Source organism: Microcoleus sp. F4-D5, assembly GCF_036704885.1.
Taxonomy (GTDB): Bacteria; Cyanobacteriota; Cyanobacteriia; order Cyanobacteriales; family Microcoleaceae; genus Microcoleus.
The window spans coordinates 59,052-79,556 of record NZ_JAUBSX010000010.1; the positions used below are offsets into that span (position 1 = coordinate 59,052).

The following is a 20,505-nucleotide window of genomic DNA, read 5'->3' on the forward strand; positions in this document are numbered from 1 at the left end:
TGCTCGCTTGTTTTACTGATTTTTTGAGGACTGAAGTCCTTACTACAAACCTTTTTGGAACTGAAGTTGTGATTGCCAAGCTATGAATGATTTTCCTGATTTTTCCAATTACGGCTATCAAGTAACTCGCGAACTCGGCCACAACCGCGCGGGCGGGAGAGTTACCTATCTCGCTACCGAAATTAATACCAAACGTTCCGTTGTTGTCAAACAATTTCAATTTGCCCAGACTGGTGCTAATTGGGCGGAATACCAAGCTTATGAAAAAGAAATTCAGATTTTGCGGGCACTCGATAACCCCAACATCCCCCGTTATTTAGATTCTTTCCAAACTGCATCGGGTTTCTGCATGGTGCAGGAATACAAAAATGCTAATTCCCTGGCAACTTCGCTGCAGCAAACACCGCAGAAAACCAAGCAAATTGCTATCTCTGTGTTAGAAATACTCAAATACCTGCAAAACCGGGTGCCGCCAGTTATCCACCGAGATTTAAAGCCGGAAAATATCTTGGTGGACGATCGCCTCAATGTCAGCCTTGTCGATTTCGGATTTGCTAGAATCGGGGGGGGAGAAGTCGCTGCCAGCAGCGTTGTCAAAGGCACGTTGGGCTTTATGCCGCCAGAACAAATGTTCAACCGCCAGCTAACAGTCGCATCCGATTTATACAGCCTCGGCGCCACGCTAATTTGCTTGCTAACCGGCATCAATTCTACCGAAATTGGCAGCTTTATGGACGACACGGGGCGGATTAATTTTAAACATAGCTTACCGCAGCTAACTCCAGAATTTCTTGACTGGCTGCAAAAAATGGTGGAACCGAATTTCAAACACCGCTATGCTTCTGCAGATGCAGCCCTCAATGATTTAATTTCCCTGGAGGTAGTTCGCCAGCCTAAAAAATCAAAACTTGCACTGATATCAATCGGAGTGTTGACAGCAAGTGCTGCTATTTTTCTCCAGTTTATCCTGAAATATCCTGAACTTCAACAAGTAGTTAAATCCCAACCAGAAACCAGCCAACAGAATTTAAAACCTGTGACTCAAGTGATGTTAACTAGCGAACTAAAATCCAAACAAATTATAGATTTTGTGTCTTTAAAAAAACAGCAGAAAGTCTATTTTGCTGTCAGTGTCACTAACTTGTCAAAGGGAGAATATGAAGGTATTTGTAGGGTATTTGACTCTCAAGGAAAATTGGCAGCCCAGGGTATATCTCGTTTAAGAACAACGGCAGATCGACTAAATACTTGGTGCGGGTACAATTTTACAAAGGATGCCAAGCCTGGGAATTGGAAGTTTAAATTTTATTTAGACAATCAAAGAATGGCGCAAAATAGTTTAAAGGTATTACCTTAAAATATGTGTACCGGGCGGGCAGTGAATTTCTGTGCCGTCAAAAGTGGGCTGCGTCGGATTGCTTCGATAGCCCTCCTTTTCCGGCTCGCTTTGGCAGATGGCTGAAATAGTTGTTAGTTGATTGCTAACATCTTTTTTGAAAGCAAATACTGCTCCTATGTATACTGCACCGTAGTCTTTTTCCCCTTCCATAGAGTAATCCATAGGTATAGCAATCGCGATCGCGGTTTCAAATTGTGCTGGTTCGCGCTTATTCTCCAACGTTTGAACTGGCTTAATTAATGATGACTGAATTTGACGCCTGTAGTTATCTCTGCCGCCACCTTGTAGACCCAACCCTTCCAGGGAATCACTAAATTTGTTATTTTTGGCATAGTAATCTTTCTGCGCTTTATTGATCGAAGCCATATCTGATTCTGCTGCCCAAGATTTGCCACTACTTAAGATTTTAATAGTGTTAAGTTTGAAATTGTAAAAAGATGCTAGTAGGCCAGCCATAAAACCGCTGTAAATTACAGTCCGTACCAGCACACTGGATACTAAAAATCTGATTTTTTTACTTGTTTTATCTATATCTGTTGACATTTTTTTAACTGTCATAAAGTAAATTTGCCAAGCTTGTAGGGTGCGCCACAAGCACCCTACAGATTACAAATTATGCTGTTTCGTGCTGCCTCCATGCGGGATGCCACAGCAATTCAGCAGTCGATCGCTTCTCGACCATTTCAGGAGTAATCATACAGTTAGCCACATCCTTGCGAGAAGGCAACTCGTACATCACATCCAGCATTAACTCTTCTAAAATGCTGCGGAGAGCTCTCGCGCCGGTTTTGCGTCGATAGGCCTCCTGGGCGATCGCCCGCAGCGCTTCCGGCTGAAATTCCAACTCCACGCTGTCCATCTTCAACAGCTTTTGATACTGCTTCACCAGCGCATTTCGGGGCTCGGTCAATATCTGCATCAAAGCTGCTTCATCCAGCGGCGAAATTACCGTTACCACCGGAATCCGCCCGACAAACTCAGGAATCAAACCAAACTTGACTAAATCGTCCGGCTGTACCTGCTGCAAAATATCAGCGGCCCGCTTGTCTTTCGCAGGCAAAGTCGAGTTGCTGTCGCTTTCTGTTGGCTGAATAAAGCCCAAAGATTTTTTACCCAAACGCTGTTCAACTATTTTTTCCAAACCGACAAAAGCACCGCCGCAAATAAATAGAATTTTGCTAGTGTCAACTTGAATAAAATCTTGGTAAGGATGTTTGCGGCCGCCTTGCGGGGGCACGTTAACCACCGTTCCTTCCAACATTTTTAGCAGCGCTTGCTGCACTCCTTCTCCCGATACATCCCTTGTAATCGAAGTGTTTTCGCTTTTGCGAGCAATCTTGTCAATTTCATCAATATAAATAATGCCCCGCTGCGCCGATTCCACATCAAAATCGGACATTTGCAACAGCCGCAGCAAGATATTTTCTACATCGTCCCCGACATATCCAGCTTCTGTCAGCGTCGTCGCATCCGCTACAGCAAAAGGGACTTCGAGCATTTGCGCCAAACTTTGCGCTAACAAAGTTTTACCGCAACCTGTGGGGCCCACTAGCATGATGTTGGATTTTTGCAGTTCGACATCGCTGTCGGGGGAAGACTTGTCGCTATCTTTAGCTTGATCGACGCTCAAGCGCTTGTAGTGGTTGTAAACTGCTACAGAAAGGACTTTTTTTGCTGAGTGCTGGCCGATGACGTGGTTGTCTAAATGCTGCTTGATTTCTGTCGGTTTTGGAATTTGACCTAAAACAATTTTCGATTTATTCGATCGACCCGGACGCCGCGTTCCTTGTCCCTGAGACTCTCGCACCTCTGATTGGGGAATCTGTTGACCAATTGTTTTGCTGGAGTCAAAGAACTCCTCCTCTAAAATTTCATTGCACAGTTCCACGCATTCATCGCAAATGTAGACGCCGGGCCCAGCTATTAACTTGCGGACGTACTCTTGCGACTTGCCGCAAAAGGAGCATCTCAGATGGGAGTCATATTTTGACATATTTGCCTCTTACTTTACGGTTGCGGTTGCTTGTTTCGACTGGGGAAGTTGCCGCGCGATCGACTTTAGCTTTGCCCTAGAAAGGTTTCCCGATCGGACACCCAAGCCAGTCAGTCGATTTTAGATTTTAGATTTTAGATTTTAGATTTACTCCACAGATGAATTTTGGAGCTGAACTAGGGTCTAAAATTTGGGGATCTGCACGACTTAAGTCGGGAGCTTGTCTCCGTTTTTTGGCGGAGTCAAGCTTCGCGATCTCTATTTCTAACTTAACACTTTTGAGGCTTTAGTCATTAGTCATCAGTCATGCGAGCAAATTTGAATTTTTTATTTTCACTTGAAGGTAAAGTGGCAGGGGCTTACCATTTTTTGTATTCCAAAAATTTTCCCGACATAATTATTTTCACTCGATCGCCTTTTGGGTCTGCTTCTTTCTCGACATCCAAAGTAAAGTCGATCGCGCTCATAATCCCGTCACCAAATTTTTCGTGTATCACTGCTTTGAGCGGCATCCCGTAAACCTGCATAATTTCATAGAAGCGATAAATCAAAGGGTCAACTGGAACGGAGGCATCCAAAGAACCTTTTAACGGAGGTTCACAGAGAACCGCAGCCGTCTGACTGTCTAGTCCCAAAGCCGAGACAATTTTCTCGGCTTCATCTTCAGATGCGGTTGCTTGACGGTAAAAAACCGCCGCAATCCAAACTTCGTCGCGACTCAAAACTTTTTCCAAGTCGGTAAAACTAATTCCCTTAGCTTTTTTAGCAGCCAAAAGCTTTTCTGTGATTTCTGAAATTGCCATTAAATATTCTCCAACTAACTACTGTGCCAGATGTGAAATATTTCTCATATTTTGGTGATTTTGTCAATACCAAGCTGAGAAAAAAACAGAATTGATAACTCGCAACTTCAGCAAAAGCAGCTCTCATCAACGGGAGCATCTCATATTTGTAAAAACACTGGTTCTGGCTCCTTCCTTCTGCCTCTTGCCTCGCAGCAAGAGAGCCTCAAAACAGAGATTTCTAGCTTGGCTGCTTTCATTGACATGCTCCCTCATCAACCCCCCACAACTCATACAATTTTAGATTTTAGATTGTAGATTTTAGATTGGCAACGACTGATGACTGCCAGGGTTGAGAGCTACTCAACAGTTGCATTCTTTTTTTCAACGGGTATCACAACTGATAAATCCCAAAATAACTCATTACTGCCCTGGGGCAATGGTACAGTTAGCAGTATATGTAGTAGAAGTTACACAGGGAAAGGCAGTCGGCAAGCGGCAGAATTTTTATCGTGCTAGCCTGAAGCTCAATCTTCGCTCCCACAGCCAAAGCCCCTTTACCTCTGACAACCGGCAACTGACAAAAGTATGGAGATTCAGACCAAAGATTACACCATCCTGTACGATCGCGCTACCCAAACAGTGACCTGCTGCGGCTCGTTCCGGCTCAGCCAGATGGAAGAATACACGCCGATCGTCGATCTGCTCAACGAAGTGGCTGAATCCTCGCCAAACACAATTACTCTAGACCTGCGAAAGCTAGAATTTTTAAATAGTTCTGGAATTAACATTGTCTCAAAATTTGTCATCAAAGTGCGCCAGCAAAAAAATATTAAAATCGCCATAAAAGGCTCTAAACACATACCCTGGCAGGGAAAATCCCTCAAGAACTTGCAGCGGCTGATGCCTTCCTTGCACTTAGAATTAGAATAGTAAATCGAAAAAGGTAAAAATCTGTGCAGGCTAAATCCGAGCACCAAGATAAGGGCGGCCCAAGTTAATGGGAATAAGTCACAGTTCAGTTACCACCAAATCGCAAAAAAACTCTCAACAGACTAAAAATTACCAATTGTCAATTGCTATGCAGGAAGAACCATCGAGAGAACAGCTACTTTTGGACGTTCAGCGACTGAGTGCGGAACTAGAAAACTTGAAGGGCGAAAAGGCTGACCTAGAAATTTTGCTGCAGACTACCACCGAACATTCCGATACCATGGAAGCTGACTTGCTCGGCAAAGCTAAGGTGGCAGCGCTCTCAAGCGAAGAGCAGTTTCGGGCGATCGCCTCGGCAACTCCGGTTCCGGTATTGGTTTCTCGCCTCTCGGACGGCTTAATTCTGTATGCCAACGCTCAATTGGCTTCTCTGCTGAACATGCCCCTAGAAGAATTGATCGGCAGCAGCACCCCAGACTTTTACGTCAACCCGAGCGATCGCCCGAAGATAATAGAGGAAATTACCAAAAACGGTTATGTCAAAAACTACGAACTCCATTGCAAAAAGGCAGACGGCACTCTCTTCTGGGCGATGATTTCAGTTCAGTCCCTTCAGTTTAACGGCGAACAGACCGCATTGTGTGCATTGTACGACCTCACCCAGCGCAAGGAAGCAGAACAAACCCTCCAAGAGAGCGAAAAGCGGCTCCGCCGCCAGAGTCTGGCTTTGTTGCAGCTAGGTAGGCAGAGAACTTTCAACAGCGGTGCGCTGAATGTGGGAATTCGCGAAATTACCGAGGCGGCAGCCCGCACTTTGGAAGTGGAAAAAGTCAGCGTCTGGCTTTACAACCATTTCAGATATGGAACTCGCTACCCGACCGATCCCCAGCTAAGTTTTACAGAGAGAGTGCTCGCCCACAACCAAACAGAGCCGCTCGATACAGACGCCGCCCCAGAGCAAGACGAGGGGGGCAATCATTCTAAGTTGAAAATCCCCAGCCTCAAATTAGTTTGTCTCGACTTGTACGATCGCACCCGCGAAAATCATTTGACCAGCGAATCCATACCCGCAAGCGATTTAAAATTTTCAATTTTAGATGTCGAAGGCGACGCACCAGGCGAAAATTTGCGATCGGACAAAGCTTTAGAACCTGCGCCCAACACTCCAAACCCTCTAAAAACAAATTTGTCCCACTCATCTGCGGTAGCGGCGGAACCTTCCGCTGTGCTGCCAAATGCCAGCAAGCCCAATTCATCCATATTAAATGTAGCAATTAGGCTCGGCGGCAAGATCGTGGGCATCCTCTCTCTCGAACATATCGGCGCGCCCCGCCAGTGGGCTCTGGAAGAGCGCACCTTCGCCGATTCTTTGGCAAATTTGGTAGCACTGGCGATCGAAGGATTTGAACGCCAGCGGGCTCAGGAAGCACTCTCCAAAGCCAAAGCGCAGCTAGAAATGACCGTCGATCAGCGCACCGCTCAACTCACCGCCGCCAATAAACTGCTCCGCATCGAAATTGCCGAGCGCAAAAGAGCCGAAATAGCTTTGCAAGAAGCCTTACACAAAGCTGAAGCAGCTTCCAGAGCTAAAAGCACTTTTTTAGCCAATATGAGCCACGAGCTGCGGACACCGCTCAATGCCATTATCGGTTACAGCGAAATACTACAAGAAGAAGCACTGGAATCGGGACTCAAAGAAATCATTCCCGATACCAAAAAAATTTATAATGCCGGCAAACATTTGCTGACTTTAATTAACGATATTCTCGACCTTTCTAAGATAGAAGCCGGTCGGATGGAGCTTTATTTAGAAAATTTTGACCTCGGCAACTTAATAGAAGAAGTCGTTGCAACTTTGCACCCTTTGGTCGAAAAAAATCACAATCAATTGCAAGTTTCTTGCTCGGGTAATTTGGGATCGATGTATGCAGATTTGACTAAAGTCCGGCAAATTCTGTTTAATTTGCTATCCAATGCCTTGAAGTTTACCGAAGGTGGAACAGTGGTGTTGAGCGCTACTCGCAAACCATTAGGAGACAGCGATTGGCTTTATTTGCAGGTATCTGATACGGGGATAGGGATGTCGGCAGAACAGCAGCACGGTTTGTTTGAACCTTTTATTCAAGGGGATGCTTCGACTACTCGCAAGTACGGGGGCACCGGTTTGGGATTGGCCATTAGCCGCTTGTTTTGCCAGATGATGGGCGGCGATATCTCTGTTGAAAGTCAGTTGGGTGTTGGATCTACTTTTACTGTTCACTTAAAGGCAAAAGTTGATATTAGTTAGAAGCAAGAGGGAAGAAGGAAGAGGGAAGAATCATCGATTACCGATTCCCAATTCGCAATTCCCAATTCCCAATTCCCTGTTGTGCCAATTCCCAATTCCCAATTCTTATTGATAATTGTGACGCCGATCGCGATCGACCTCTGTTGCTCATCACAAACTAGCATTTTTTCTCAGCCTAGAATACTTCTATTATCCCAAACTTGTCCCGCAAGCAGGATATGGCGTCTCGCTGCATTCACAAGTCGCACCTCAACCTGATGCAGGGAGTGGGTGTTGCTTGTAGAAGGGCAATTTGGTAAAAGCAATCAGGACTTACCATCGGGGCCCGTGCGAAATCGGGTTTTTTACCGAATCTGCCGTCTGCAACCCGTCTTTTCGTAAAAAAACCCGGTTTCTCAACAATCGTGCGTCAGTCCTAAGTAATGCTACGGTCGCTAACCAGTAGCAGGCAAAAGTTAACAGAAAATCAGAAATTATCAAAGGTCTCTGGAAACAGAAACACAATTCTGATTTTTGCCTTCAAACTGCTGCTTCTACTGGCGAGATAGCAATGCCGCTGAAAGCAGTGCGAAAATTCTCAGAATCAAAGGAGTGCATCTACATGATTAAACCTTGCAGTCAACCCCTAAAAACAAATCCTTTCACTTGTTATCGCGATCCTGCTACAGGCAGGTGGATTACTGTAGCTACAAATGTTGAGAGCGCTTGCGAAACCGACTCTAGTTTGAAAGCAACAGCCGAAGGCGAAAACCAAGGTAAAGTAGAAACGAGTCTTTCGCCTTCGCCAGCAGTCTCGCTGCCGAAAAAACGCCTTTCCTTCTCCTTGCCTCCCCTCAAAAAGCTTGCTAAAAAATCTGCTGTCACTGTTAGCAGGTAGCCATCGCAGGGGCCTAATCTAGCTTCCACGGTTAGTCCCCGCCGATCGCCAAACAAAACAAACGAACTTATCCACAGCATAAATTGCCAAAAATTGATATACTGCCAGCAAACTTTCTCCTTCAACATCCGTGAAGTATTTGCTCGATCGCTGCCTCCACTTTGTCTGGACAGACCGACCGATTCGCCAGCGGGGAACAATCATCGTTGCCATCCCAGTGATTTGTCTGTTTGCTTCGCTGATAGCAATTGCAGGGCTCCGGGAGATTACCCTAAAGATCAGAGACCGCGCAGATACTAATAGGGCAATACTTCAGGAAACTAACCGCTTGTTAACCCTCGTGGTAGATGCGGAAACTGGCATTCGAGGTTACGGGTTGACGAAGCGCCGCGAATTTATATCACCCTACTTAGAAGCCAAGAAGAGTTTGCCTCCGCTGCTGGCTGAACTCCAGGTTGTGCTTCAAGAAAACAAACTGCAAGCTCAGCGATTTGAAGCTATAAAAAACAGTACCGAACAGTATATAAATTTCTTGCAAAACACTTTGAATAAGCTCGAAAGTTCGCGAACCAGCGTGCAGTCGCCGGAAACAATTCAGGTGTTCGCTCAAGGCAAATTGAAGATGGATAACCTGCGCGCAAAAATTAATATGTTTGCTAATGCGGGCGAAGCCTACCAGAAAGCTCTAGATCGGCAAAGACGGGATTTGATAGATTTCACTAATTTTGTGCAAATTGCTGGTTTGCTTTTCTGCTGTTTTGGTGCAGCAGCTTCCTGGTATTTATTTGATAGTTTAGAGAAAGAATTGAGGAAGCGGGAAGCTGGATTGGAAGAAAGTAAAACTCGCATTCAAGCTGTGGTAGACAATGCGGCTGACGGGATTATTACTTTGGACGCACGGGGAAATATTGAGTCTTTTAATAGGGCGGCAGAAAAGATTTTTGAGGAGAAAGCCGATCGCATAATTGGCTCGAACCTGCGGCAGTTGATAGCTCAACCGCAGCCTGACAGCAGCGCGGGGGATTATTCGATCGAATATTTTGTATTAAATCCCGATGCTGAACTCAAGACTTACCAGCAAGAAACAGTTGGTATTCGCAGCGACGGAACGAAGTTTCCGATGGAGTTGGCTGTCAGCGAAATGCGTCTGGCAAATCAACACTTGTTTATTGCGATTTGCCGCGATGCCCGAGTAAGGAAAGAAGCCGAGGAAACTCTGCGCAAGCAAGCGCAAATGCTGGATTTGGCGAACGATACGATCGCGGTACTAGACTTGAACGGCGTGATTTCTTATTGGAATTTGGGGGCGAAGTGGCTCTACGGGTGGCGGAAGTCGCAAGCAGTAGGAAAAAATATTCACAAGCTTTTGCAAACAGAATGGACGCAACCTTTCGAGGAAATTCAAAAAGTATTTTTCGAGAAGGGTTCTTGGCAAGGAGAACTGGTGCGAACTAAGAAAGACGGGACAAAAATAACGGTGGCCAGCCGGTGGACTTTGCAGCGCGACGATCTAGATCGACCGGTTGCTATTTTGGAAATCAGCAACGATATCAGCGATCGCAAACGCTCAGAAATAGCTTTAATAGAAAGCGCGCAGCGGTTTCGCGCTACTTTTGAGCAGGCGGCAGTCGGCATGGTTCAAAAGACTGTGGAAGGCAAATTTCTGCTAGTCAATCAAAAACTTTGCGAAATTTTGGGCTACAGCCGCCAAGAATTGGTGGAGAAAACATTTCAAGAGATTACTTTTCCCGAAGATTTGGCAAACGAACTGGAACTTTTGCGCCAATTGTTAGCAGGAGAAATTGAAAACTTCTCTCTAGAAAAGCGCTACATCCGCAAAGATGGACAGTTGGTGTGGGCAAACTTGACTGTTTCGCTGCTGCGAGAACAAAATGGCAGTCAATTTCTGATGAGTGTGGTAGAAGATATTAGGGAACGCAAACAAGCTGAGGAATCGCTGCGGTTGCGCGCTGAAGAATTGAGCTGGACGGCCCAGGCGCTGGCTAAAACGACGAGTATTTTGAGAAAGCGGAATCAAGAATTAGACCAGTTTGCTTATGTAGTTTCTCACGATTTGAAAGCGCCGCTCAGGGCGATCGCAAATCTCAGCAGTTGGATAGAAGAAGACCTCAGCGACTCGATGACAGAGGATACTCTGCACCAAATGAACTTGCTGCGGGGCAGAGTTCACAGGATGGAAGGTTTGATTGAGGGACTGCTGCAATATTCCCGGGTCGGACGGATTCAAGCAGATTCAGAAGTGGTAAAAGTAGAGATTTTATTAGCAGAAATTATTGATTCGCTGGCACCGCCGCCTGGATTTGAGGTGAAAATTGAACCGGGAATGCCAACTTTTGTGACCGAAAAATTGCCGTTACAGCAGGTTTTTTCTAATTTAATTAGCAACGCAATCAAGCACAACCGATCTGAATTCGGTAACGTAACAATATCGGTTAAAGAGTTAGAGGATTTTTACGAGTTTTCGGTGGCGGATGACGGACCGGGGATTTCTGCTCAATATCACGATCGAGTTTTTGTGATTTTTCAGACCTTGGAAGCTCGCGATAAAGTTGAAAATACTGGCATTGGTTTGTCGTTGGTGAAGAAAATTGTGGAAGGTCAAGGGGGCAGTATTTCGCTGGAATCTGCCGAAGGTGAGGGAGCAACTTTTCGGTTTACTTGGCCGAAGCAATCTATTAGCAAACAGGCAAATTAAAAAAAATGTGATTGTTGGTGTCAACTTACAGCGTATTCCCGGTTTGTGAAGTACGCCCGCCTGTCGATCGAGCCCTAGGGACACTCCAAGAACCCATAGGTGTCAACTTAACGTCAAACCCAGTCACAGAAGGGTGTTGGACTATTGAGTCCAGACCCGCCCCAGCCCTCTTAAGAAGTGGGGGACAAGAGTCTTCTCAAAGTCTCCGTGATATTAAGGAGGATTTGGGGGGATCTGGACTCAGGTAAAAACGAGATTTATCGAGGCTTTCAGGCGATTGTTGACACCTGTGGGCTGAGCCTGAGTCCCTAGTGCTTCATCAACCGGGGATAGGCTGTGTGTATTTTTCCACTCATCTACTTACTTATTAGGCAGCAGAAAACGAGAAATTAAGGTTGTAGCAAACAGGATTTCTACAATATGGGTAAACGATCGACTCTTATGTAAATCGTACCCGTTATTAAGGGTAGCTGGGGAGGCTAGCACGGCACAAAAACAGCTTTTTCGATGACTTTACCGCTGGGCACTGACATCTCGATCGAACTAGACTAGAGTGGAGTTCCAGAGCTCTAATCTTTGCCCTGCAAATCTTTCGCTGAAAAATATATTATTGGCGGTGAGCTTGGTGGGCGATTTGTGGGTTTTATTTTTCAGCCAAAAAAGTAGAGATATAAATTTTTGCCAGAGGCTGATATGCAAGTTGCGGAAAATGGGAACAATATAAAGATGGGATTGTACTGTCTAGCAGTAACTACCCGCAATACCATCTCTGAAATTATTCAGGAAGGCGTCAATGTTTAAGAGCAAATTATCCAAAGTTATCGTATTGCTGCTGCGGCGGGTTCTCGGTGTGACTCGATCGGGGGCGAAGCGGCTGATGAGAGCCATGCTGCGATCGCTGATGGCTATGGGCCGCAGGGCAAAACTGCCGGTGGCGGGGTTTGTGTTGCCGACGGTGACGATGGTGTTGCTGGTAGTGATCTTGTTGACTGTGGCGATTACGCTGCGATCGTTCGATCGGGCGAATACTGCTCGCAACGTGCGCGTGAACCAGCAGGTGCTGGCGGCCGCAACTCCCGCGCTCGATCGGGCAAAAGCAAAAATTCAGTTTATGCTGCGGGAAGACCCGCAAAGACCGACGGCGACTCCATCCGACGATGAAATGTACCGGATGATGTCGGCTTCTGATTCCCTCAAGGCTACTCCTCCTAAAGATATTTATACTTTCGGCGATGAAACGCGGCTGAAACTGAAGTATGACCTCGACCGCGATGGAGCGATTAACCCTGACTCTGCGCTCCCAGATGCTGAAAAAGACGAACAGATCAACACTGCATGGAGATATGCGGTTGATACGGATAACAACGGTTTGTTTGACACTTTTACACTTTATGGTATTTACTTCCGCAGTCCAGAGCGCAAAACTACTTCGCCAGATGCAGGGAGTTTTATCAGAGCCAGACAGCCTTTAGAGGCAAGAACTCCACCGATGGCCGGGAAGATATCAGATCTGAAATGTGCTGCGGCGGCCGGTACTAGCGCTAGTTTGGTTGGTGATTCTGGTTGGTATAAATCGGAAGGCAAGCTCAAAAAAAGTTTCTTTGTTTACACAGTTAATTTACCCATCACGAAGACAGGCATAGCTGGGCTGGATACTACAAAATACGAAGAGTTTAAAGGAACTCCAAGCTTCTCGGCTCTAGAGTACCAGCAAGACCAAAGTCGGATTCCCCTCAGTAATAATGCGGTTGTTTATGAAGATGACTTAGAAATGTCTGCTGGGGTTACTTTTAGCATAAACGGGCGGATATTCACAAATAGCAATTTCTTGGCAACCACCAATGCTACCTTAAGCTTATTGCAAGTCAGCAGCCCAAATTCTTGTTTTTACGAGCAAGAAAACAGCAAGATAATTGTTAGCGGCAATATAGTTAATGATGGGGTTATCACTCGCAGTAAAACTGTGGGCGTGGATCTTTTCACACAAGGTGGAACTCCAATTACAGAAACACTTAGCTCATCCACTAGCACCGATCGATTAAACGTACTTTACAACAACCAAGCTTATTCGGAGCGCCTCTCAACTCTAGTAGACTCATGGATTCAACAAACTACTCCCACTCCTCCAGCCTTAGATAGCTATACATATCCAATAGCTGCCGACCCAGTATCAGTCCAGCAACTTACAAAAGGGCCAGATTTTGTCACTAGCCGCAGACGAGCGCTGGAGGGTTACTTTAAAGCAAGAATGCGGAAAGTACCTTTTGGAGACACCACTGCAACTCCCTCATCTGTAATACAGGGTACTGGGGATACTCTGGGGCCTGCAACTGAGTGGAACCTTCTTAAGAAGACCGATACTGCGATTAAGGGAGATCTGACAGGGCCACCTGGTATAGAACTTGTTAATCTACCAGCAACAAACCCCAATCCAGACCCTCCTACAGATGAAAAATTTCTGGGCGATCGCATCCAAGTAGGCAACAACTTACCAGAGCAGCGGTGGGATGGTGCTAAATTTATCGGGCTAGAACCGCCGCAAGTAGTTGAGGGGTCAAGCCCAACATGGGATGGAGGGGACACTACAAAAGAACGGACTCGCACCCCTCGCGTGACGCAACTCGCTGACGTGGGATCGACCGACCGCGCGGGATTCTGGGAACTAGCAGCGGCCCAAGCACCTGAAACACCAGTTGATGGCATTGGGGGCTTGCGGGTAGTAACAGGGGGCGGAGTTTACGAGCGCGTGGATTCTTTTCTACCTCCGCCTGGATGGGACAATCCGACAACAACTGCGGTAGAAGCATCACCGACATACGACGATCCGGCAACTACTGGAATTACAGAAACATACCCTATTGTCTGGCCGGACACTATGCCCATGTCCCCTGTACTGGGAGTGCAAAAAGTGTATAACAATGGCACTGCAGATGCTGTTGCACCTGCGAACGGTTGGGCTACTAATCCATTGCCTCCCACTTCAGCAGCGCTACCAGCAGGGGTTAGTACCATTGACCCCAATACTCCCAAGTATGCCAAGGGCGATTTGCGGATGCGAGCAACGGCAGTTTATCACTATGCAGATAATCCCTACGATCCTACTCAACCCGATCCAGGCCAAACTCCAATTGCCTGCATCAGCAGTTATTACGACCCCAGTACCTCTTCAACAGCGAGAAACCTAAGTGGTCTTCCTGATGATGTTAGCGGAGAGCCAGCATTGGGTACACGCGACGCTAACATTGGCTCAAACAACGGGGTAGTTTACGCCCCTCCTCTTACTACGGCAAGACCCACTTCTGCTTCAAACCCAAGCACAACCACCGGCTTGCTCAGTGGTGGTGATAAGCCAGAACTAGAGACACAAGCAAATTATGTTTTCCCTAACGGCCGCTTTGCTAATGAGCCCTTAAGAAAAGCTCTGCTGAAGTCTCCAGCTAGTCGCACCTTGGCGGATAACGCAGCCATTGATGCTACTAATTGCTCTTTAGGTATTTTGAACCCCACAAGCTTCCCCTTGGGTACGCTTTCAGTTTCTATTCCTCCTGGCGCTATCAAGGAAGTGGCATTTTTGAATGGGAGAGACATTAAGGCCATAGACCGCAACGACTCAACTACGATTGTTGACGAAACCTTTACTCTCAGCAGTCCCCTGACAGGAAACAACAAAGCCCAATTATCAGGGAATTACGATCTTGCACTGGAGGAACGGCAACCTTTAGAAATCCGGGCTACTGTCTTGGATATAGATCAACTGCGGAAGAAACCCATTGCACAGAACATTGCGACAGGGCCTTCACCAGAGTATTTGCTGCCCAACAGTGGCATCATTTATGCAACTAGAGACGATGCGCTACCAGATCGCAGCGATCGACAAGAAACCAGTACAGGTTCAGGCGTGTTTGATGAAGATAAGAGCAAAACCGTCAGTCCAACAGATTCTCGGCTCGACCCTACCCGCCGTCCGAACGGGATTATGCTAATCAATGGAGAAAAGCTGTTCCGGGGGGGCGATACCCCTGCTGAAGTTGATAGTGTGGAAGACGTGGTAAAGGAAAAAGGCTTAACCCTGGTATCAAATTTGCCAGTTTATATCAAAGGAGAGTTTAACAAACACACCCAACAAGAGTTTACAGACGGTTCGGATACTGCCTTCTACGATCGCAGTACCCTCAATGAAAGCTTTGCCTGTCGTCTAGGCGACCCGCGGCTTCCTAATTGTACCGGTGATGACTGGCGACCCGCAACAGTGCTGGGGGATGCGGTCACTATACTTTCTGGCACTTTCCGTGAAGGCTTCCGCAATGAGGGAGATTTTGACCTGAGAAATAATGCAGACGGGGCGACATTTGCTACTTCTACTATTCCCACTCTACCTGCTACTCAGCTTCGCCGGAATCAAGGATTCTACAACAATAACTTTGTCACCAATGGACTCAGTAGTGGTGCATTTAATGCTAGTGGCGTTGTTGACAATTCCGGCACTATGACGGAGGCAAACTACCTGACTATTGATGGTGAGGGTCTAAATAGCTCTTACTTCAATAACTTTGTAACGCCTATCCAGCGACGAGGAGATTATCCAGAGTATTTAATGGAAGTCTGCACAAAGTTGCCTGTTTCGGCGTGTACGGAAAATGATTGGTATGTCGATCCAGATGCAACACTAAAAACAGATGCGATTACTTCGGATACAACTTTCGCTCCTGCTACTCATAAAGCAGGAACAACTGCTAGGCCTCCGGCTATTGAATTGCAACGCTTTCCCCGTCGGGTTGCTTTTAAAAGGACTACCGCCGATGATTTAGGTGGTACTCCAACTAACACTAACGTAACAGCTTTAGGACTTGATGGTGACACAATTAAAGAGTTTGACAGCTCTAGCGCCCCGCCTCCGCAGCCGAACTCTCTCTGGTTTGCTTCAGCAACGAGTAGTACCCCCCCTCTAGATTTCGGTAATACACAGTCCCTGTTTTTTCTCAACGCGGTAACAGCTTTAGATCCGTCCAGTAAGTTTCAATTTATAGATGGGGACGTAGCACCAGCAACAATCATATCAAATCTAAAGCAGCAGCCGCTATTAATGCCGGTGTTGCAAATTCATGCAACAGATAGTGTTCCAAAAGACGGCGTACTAGAAGAAGGCCAAATCGTAGAAGGAACGAAGTGGCTGCTACCAACACCTGCTACTCCGAGCACTCAAGAATTCAATCTAATAGTTGGGTCAGGGGACGTTCCTTCACGGAAAATACCAGGTACCACTACAGGTGAGTTTAATGGTGGTCTACAAAACTTGCCCCGCTTCATTGAAAACTGGAGAGATGGCGCAGTTACTACCAAAATTATAGGTTCATTCATCCAGTTAAATCGCAGTGCCTATAGTAACGCACCCTTCTTGTCGCGGTTAGCGAATTCTCTTCCTCGCAGTGCTTTCTGTCCGACGACAGTTGCGACCTGTAGTCTTGCTACAGGGTGGTATCCCGATAGTTACAAGACTTCTAACGGTGGCGGTTCAATTCCTTTCTTCAGCCCGCCCGGTCGGAATTGGGGCTTTGATGTCGGCCTATTATCTCAACCACCCGATTTGTTTACCCAACGGTTTACGGCTCCTAGCACACAGACTAAACCGGCCGAATTCTTCAGAGAAGTACCTCGGAATGACGAGTGGGTACAAACTTTGATGTGTGCTTTCGATAACACGGGGACAACGCCAATTGTCAGTAGCGACTTGCGCCCAACATCTTTCTGCCAAAAAATTAAAGCAGATTCCTAATCATGAATAAACTACTAAAAGACAACAGCTACTCGCAACCCTTGTTATTCAAGGGAGCAAAGACAGAAATAGAATTCAGCAGCCAGCAGACCGAGAATAAATCTGGCAGTTGCGCCCAAAAATCGAAGCCACAAGATTGTGGATACACGATTATTGAGTCGTTGGTAGCGATGATTGTAGTTTCGGTGCTGATGATTGCGATCGCCCCTGTGATGGCTTTCTCAGTAGCAACTCGCGTACAAGCGCGGCGAACGGAACTGGCCACACAGGCCGCGAGAACTTACATTGACGCTCTCAGAACGGGGGCGATCAAATTCGGTGTAACAGGATCGGGTTTCCCAATAGCGGCACCAGCAGGCGATTTGGCGGGTGCACCAGTTCCCACAGTCGGCCAGACATACTGCGTTGACATGGATGGAGGAGGTTGTAACACGAGTAGCAACAAAGACTTTTACGTTCAGGGCGCTTGGCTAAATCAAGATACATCTATTACTGGTGGCGATCCCACATCAAAAGGCTACCAGCTCTTAGTTCGGGTTTACAGGGCTGATTCCTTTGATGGCACTGTAACTTTGAAGGCTCCAAAGAATGCGAGAAAGCAATCAGTTGTGGGTTCTGGTTTGGGCGATCGGACAATGCCAGTAGTAGAAATGTCTACAGAGATTCCTGCCATTGGATCTCCCTCGTATAAGTCAATCTGCCTTCGCCTCAAAGGCGATCCTACAAAGTGTCAAAATTAAATTCCTTGTGATTAGATAAAAATGACTCCTAACTACTCGCCAAAGGAAACATTAAAAATGAAAAGTCTACTCAGGTTGCTTCTCAAAAGTCAGCACCAGCGAAACCGCTCCGGGCCAGCTCAAACAGAAAAAGGCATGACTCTGGTCGAGCTATTAGTCGGAGCAATTATGGCATTTTTAATCCTTACGCCGATGCTCGGTTTTGTAGTCGATATGCTGAATACCGACAGGAGGGAACAAGTCAAGTCAAATACCGAGCAAGACATTCAGGCGGCAGTTGATTTCATCTCCCAAGATTTGAGTCAAGCTATTTATATTTACGATGGCAAAGGAATCAACGATATCAAAGATCAACTTCCTGCTAAAGGCGACGCCACTAAAACTCCGATTCTCGTATTCTGGAAGCGGCAACAAATTAAAAACTCTGTACCTATTAACTCGACCATTGCCACCCCAAAAACCTGCGATGACGATCCTAATGATACTACTAAATGCAACGACACATACGTACTATCATTAGTTGCTTACTATCAGTTTAAAGACAATGAACCTACTTGGTGTCAGCCTTCAGGAGGCAATTGTCCTACCCGTATTGCTCGCTATGAAATTAGAGATGGAGTAAGAAACCCTTACGCAACAGATCCAAATAATCCTTACTACAACGTTAGTGATACAAACCCCGATACTCAACAACCAGATCCAGCTTTTTATAAAGATTTTGATTTTACCAAACCCACAGAAAATGTGACACTTGCCGCAGGACTGATAAATCCTAAATCCGGGGCAACCAAGCCAGAGGTACTGGTTAACTACATCGACGACAGTACAGTGCCATTGGCAGGCACTCAATGTCAGACGGCTCTGGGTAATCCTAGCGACCCAAAAGATACAACAAAATCTCTAGACGAAAGCACGCTAAAAGTAACTGATACAGACGGTAGAAATAGCTTCTACGCTTGTGTAGATACAGCGAGAAACGTAGCTAGAGTAACTATCAGAGGAAACAGCCTGCGTCGGCTCCAACCCAACAATGCTAATTATGATGCCAACAAATCGGCATATTTCCCAACAGCAAGCGTGCAAGTACAAGGTCTCGGTGCGGTAGGAAAATAACTGATGTCTAAAAATGATTTCCGAATCGCGCCAGCAGCGAATAAAAACAGGAGAGTAAAATGAAAACCCCAATATTATTAAAAGTTTTGCAGATTGCTGCAACAAAAGCAAACCCCAATTACAAAAATACTCGCTTCAGAAACAGCGATAAAGGCTTCACCCTTCTCGAAGTGCTGGTGATAGCGTTGATCGTAGGTATATTAAGTTCGATCGCCGCCCCGAGTTGGCTGGCATTCATCAACAGACAAAGAGTTCGCACAGTGAACGATCGCGTTTTGCAATCATTACGACTTGCACAAAGCGAAGCAAAACGAACTAAGAGCGATAGAGTAGTTACATTAAATCCATTGGTTGACCCACCAACAGCTACAATTAAGACCGATCCAGCCCAAAATCCTCCGCTACAAACAGTGACTTTCGACGCTGGAGGCGAAATTAAACCTAAACAAGTTAAACTTTCTGTGGCTAGCTGTCCTCCTAATATTGCGTGCACGGCTGCTACACAACTTACTTTTAATTATAACGGTGTAGTCGATCCCAACAATTTAAACAATCCAAAATTACCTTTTGTGGTAACAGTTGCTCCTGCTGATGGCGGTACAAAGCAGTGCGTGATCGTTGAAACTATCCTAGGAGGAATGAGAACTGCTGAAGGAAATGATTGCAGGACTGTACCCTAGCTTTCAATAAATTTAATCTTAATCTCTAACAGCAATTCCCCATAATTACTGAATTGCTAAGATAAATTAACTTAAATTAATTATATTTCAAATATAATAATTAAAAGTGTCAAACTATGCTATTAGAACTAAAACAAATAATCGTCCAGCCAGGAAATCAACTATTACTCAAAGACATAACCTGGCCGATGTTTGAAACCCTATTAACAGAATTGGGAGAAAGTCGCGCATCCCGACTTTCATACAGCAAAGGAACATTAGAAATCATGGTTCCCCTACCCGAACACGAAATAGGTAAAGTCCTGATTGGTAACTTAGTCGAAGCACTACTCGAAGAACTTGGTATTGAATTTTGGTCTCTAGGTTCCACCACATTCAAAAATCAAAAAATGGCTGAAGGAGTAGAACCAGATACCTGTTTTTACATCCAAAACGAAGCCGCAGTCAGAGGCAAAAACCGCATCGACTTAGAAACTGACCCACCTCCCGATTTAGCCATAGAAATCGACCTCACCTCCCGCACTCAGTTCAACAACTATGAAGCATTAGGAGTTCCCGAATTGTGGCGCTACAACGGCCGCAACCTGCAAATCAGCGTACTGCAAGATGGAAAATACATACAGTCCGATCGCAGTCTCCAGTTTCCCAATTTCCCCATCACCGAGCTCATCCCCCAGTATTTAGAACAAAGCAAAACAGCCGGCAGAAACGTCGCCATGAAAGCCTTTCGATCTTGGGTGAGAGCCCAAAATTAGCGCAGGGGCGATCGACTTTCATCCACACAGTGCGATCGAATCAACACGGGCAATCGATGCGATCGGGCAATGGATACGATCGGGCGATCGATGCGATCGGGCAATTGATGCGATCGGGCAATCGATGCGATCGGGCAATCGATGCGATCGGGCGATCGATGCGATCGGGCAATTGATGCGATCGGGCAATTGATTCGATCGGGCAATCGATGCGATCGGGCAATTGATGCGATCGGGCAATTGATGCGATCGGGCAATCGATGCGATCGGGCGATCGACAAATTTGCTGTAGGGAAACGGCACTGCCGTATCCTCACTGCCGTGTCCTCACAAAATATACATTGCAGGCCGTATCTGTAGGGAAACAGCCCTGATATATCCTTAACCGCAGCTTTTTTAAATTCCCATATATTTTCAGTAAATACCGATCTACACACTTACCAAACCCAACCGTTAA

General features: G+C 46.1%; 15 protein-coding genes. 9 read left to right on the top strand and 6 right to left on the bottom strand.

Annotated elements, in window-relative coordinates; genetic code table 11:
* The first annotated feature begins 82 nt into the window (after positions 1–82).
* Positions 83–1,357, top strand: a complete 1,275-nt coding sequence (locus tag QUA80_RS07285; protein WP_333422782.1) for a serine/threonine-protein kinase — start codon at positions 83–85, stop codon at positions 1,355–1,357.
* On the opposite strand, the gene QUA80_RS07290 is transcribed toward QUA80_RS07285, so the two are convergent.
* From QUA80_RS07290 to cynS, 3 genes are all read right to left on the bottom strand, one after another.
* Positions 1,349–1,957 (bottom strand): type IV pilin-like G/H family protein, encoded by a 609-nt coding sequence (locus QUA80_RS07290; RefSeq protein WP_333422784.1) that lies wholly within the window; start codon positions 1,955–1,957, stop codon positions 1,349–1,351. The genes QUA80_RS07285 and QUA80_RS07290 overlap by 9 nt on opposite strands.
* 55 nt (positions 1,958–2,012) lie before the next feature.
* Positions 2,013–3,392 (bottom strand): ATP-dependent protease ATP-binding subunit ClpX, encoded by a 1,380-nt coding sequence (clpX, locus tag QUA80_RS07295; RefSeq protein ID WP_333422786.1) that lies wholly within the window; start codon positions 3,390–3,392, stop codon positions 2,013–2,015.
* A 359-nt stretch (positions 3,393–3,751) separates the two neighbouring features.
* Entirely contained in the window at positions 3,752–4,195 is a 444-nt protein-coding gene (cynS, locus tag QUA80_RS07300; protein WP_333422788.1) for a cyanase, read from the bottom strand.
* 567 nt (positions 4,196–4,762) lie between these two features.
* Between cynS and QUA80_RS07305 the strand changes: the two genes are divergently transcribed.
* Both QUA80_RS07305 and QUA80_RS07310 read left to right on the top strand, forming a co-directional pair.
* Positions 4,763–5,107, top strand: a complete 345-nt coding sequence (locus tag QUA80_RS07305; RefSeq protein ID WP_333422790.1) for a slr1659 superfamily regulator — start codon at positions 4,763–4,765, stop codon at positions 5,105–5,107.
* A gap of 148 nt (positions 5,108–5,255) precedes the next feature.
* Entirely contained in the window at positions 5,256–7,394 is a 2,139-nt protein-coding gene (locus QUA80_RS07310) for an ATP-binding protein (protein ID WP_333422792.1), read from the top strand.
* Here the strand turns inward: QUA80_RS07310 and QUA80_RS07315 are convergent.
* Both QUA80_RS07315 and QUA80_RS07320 read right to left on the bottom strand, forming a co-directional pair.
* Positions 7,391–7,558, bottom strand: coding sequence for a hypothetical protein (locus QUA80_RS07315; protein WP_333422794.1), 168 nt, complete (start codon positions 7,556–7,558; stop codon positions 7,391–7,393). The genes QUA80_RS07310 and QUA80_RS07315 overlap by 4 nt on opposite strands.
* Positions 7,559–8,042: 484 nt before the next feature.
* Positions 8,043–8,399: a hypothetical protein gene (locus QUA80_RS07320; protein ID WP_333422795.1), complete on the bottom strand. Its 357-nt coding sequence runs from the start codon at positions 8,397–8,399 to the stop codon at positions 8,043–8,045.
* Positions 8,400–8,401: 2 nt separating this feature from the next.
* Between QUA80_RS07320 and QUA80_RS07325 the strand changes: the two genes are divergently transcribed.
* The 6 genes from QUA80_RS07325 to QUA80_RS07350 all read left to right on the top strand — a co-directional run bounded on the left by QUA80_RS07325 (position 8,402) and on the right by QUA80_RS07350 (position 20,048).
* On the top strand, positions 8,402–10,987 hold the full coding sequence (locus tag QUA80_RS07325; protein ID WP_333422797.1) for a PAS domain S-box protein: 2,586 nt from the start codon (positions 8,402–8,404) through the stop codon (positions 10,985–10,987).
* A 793-nt stretch (positions 10,988–11,780) separates the two neighbouring features.
* Entirely contained in the window at positions 11,781–16,760 is a 4,980-nt protein-coding gene (gene hpsA / locus QUA80_RS07330; RefSeq protein ID WP_333422799.1) for a hormogonium polysaccharide biosynthesis protein HpsA, read from the top strand.
* 2 nt (positions 16,761–16,762) lie between these two features.
* On the top strand, positions 16,763–17,500 hold the full coding sequence (locus tag QUA80_RS07335; protein WP_333422802.1) for a prepilin-type N-terminal cleavage/methylation domain-containing protein: 738 nt from the start codon (positions 16,763–16,765) through the stop codon (positions 17,498–17,500).
* 57 nt (positions 17,501–17,557) lie between these two features.
* Complete coding sequence (gene hpsC, locus QUA80_RS07340) at positions 17,558–18,613, top strand: hormogonium polysaccharide secretion pseudopilin HpsC (protein WP_333422804.1); 1,056 nt, start codon at positions 17,558–17,560, stop codon at positions 18,611–18,613.
* Between the two features lie 59 nt (positions 18,614–18,672).
* Positions 18,673–19,293, top strand: a complete 621-nt coding sequence (locus QUA80_RS07345; protein WP_333422805.1) for a type II secretion system protein — start codon at positions 18,673–18,675, stop codon at positions 19,291–19,293.
* 116 nt (positions 19,294–19,409) lie between these two features.
* Positions 19,410–20,048: a Uma2 family endonuclease gene (locus QUA80_RS07350; protein WP_333422807.1), complete on the top strand. Its 639-nt coding sequence runs from the start codon at positions 19,410–19,412 to the stop codon at positions 20,046–20,048.
* Here the strand turns inward: QUA80_RS07350 and QUA80_RS07355 are convergent.
* Complete coding sequence (locus QUA80_RS07355; protein WP_333422809.1) at positions 20,045–20,365, bottom strand: hypothetical protein; 321 nt, start codon at positions 20,363–20,365, stop codon at positions 20,045–20,047. The genes QUA80_RS07350 and QUA80_RS07355 overlap by 4 nt on opposite strands.
* Positions 20,366–20,505 lie beyond the last annotated feature (140 nt).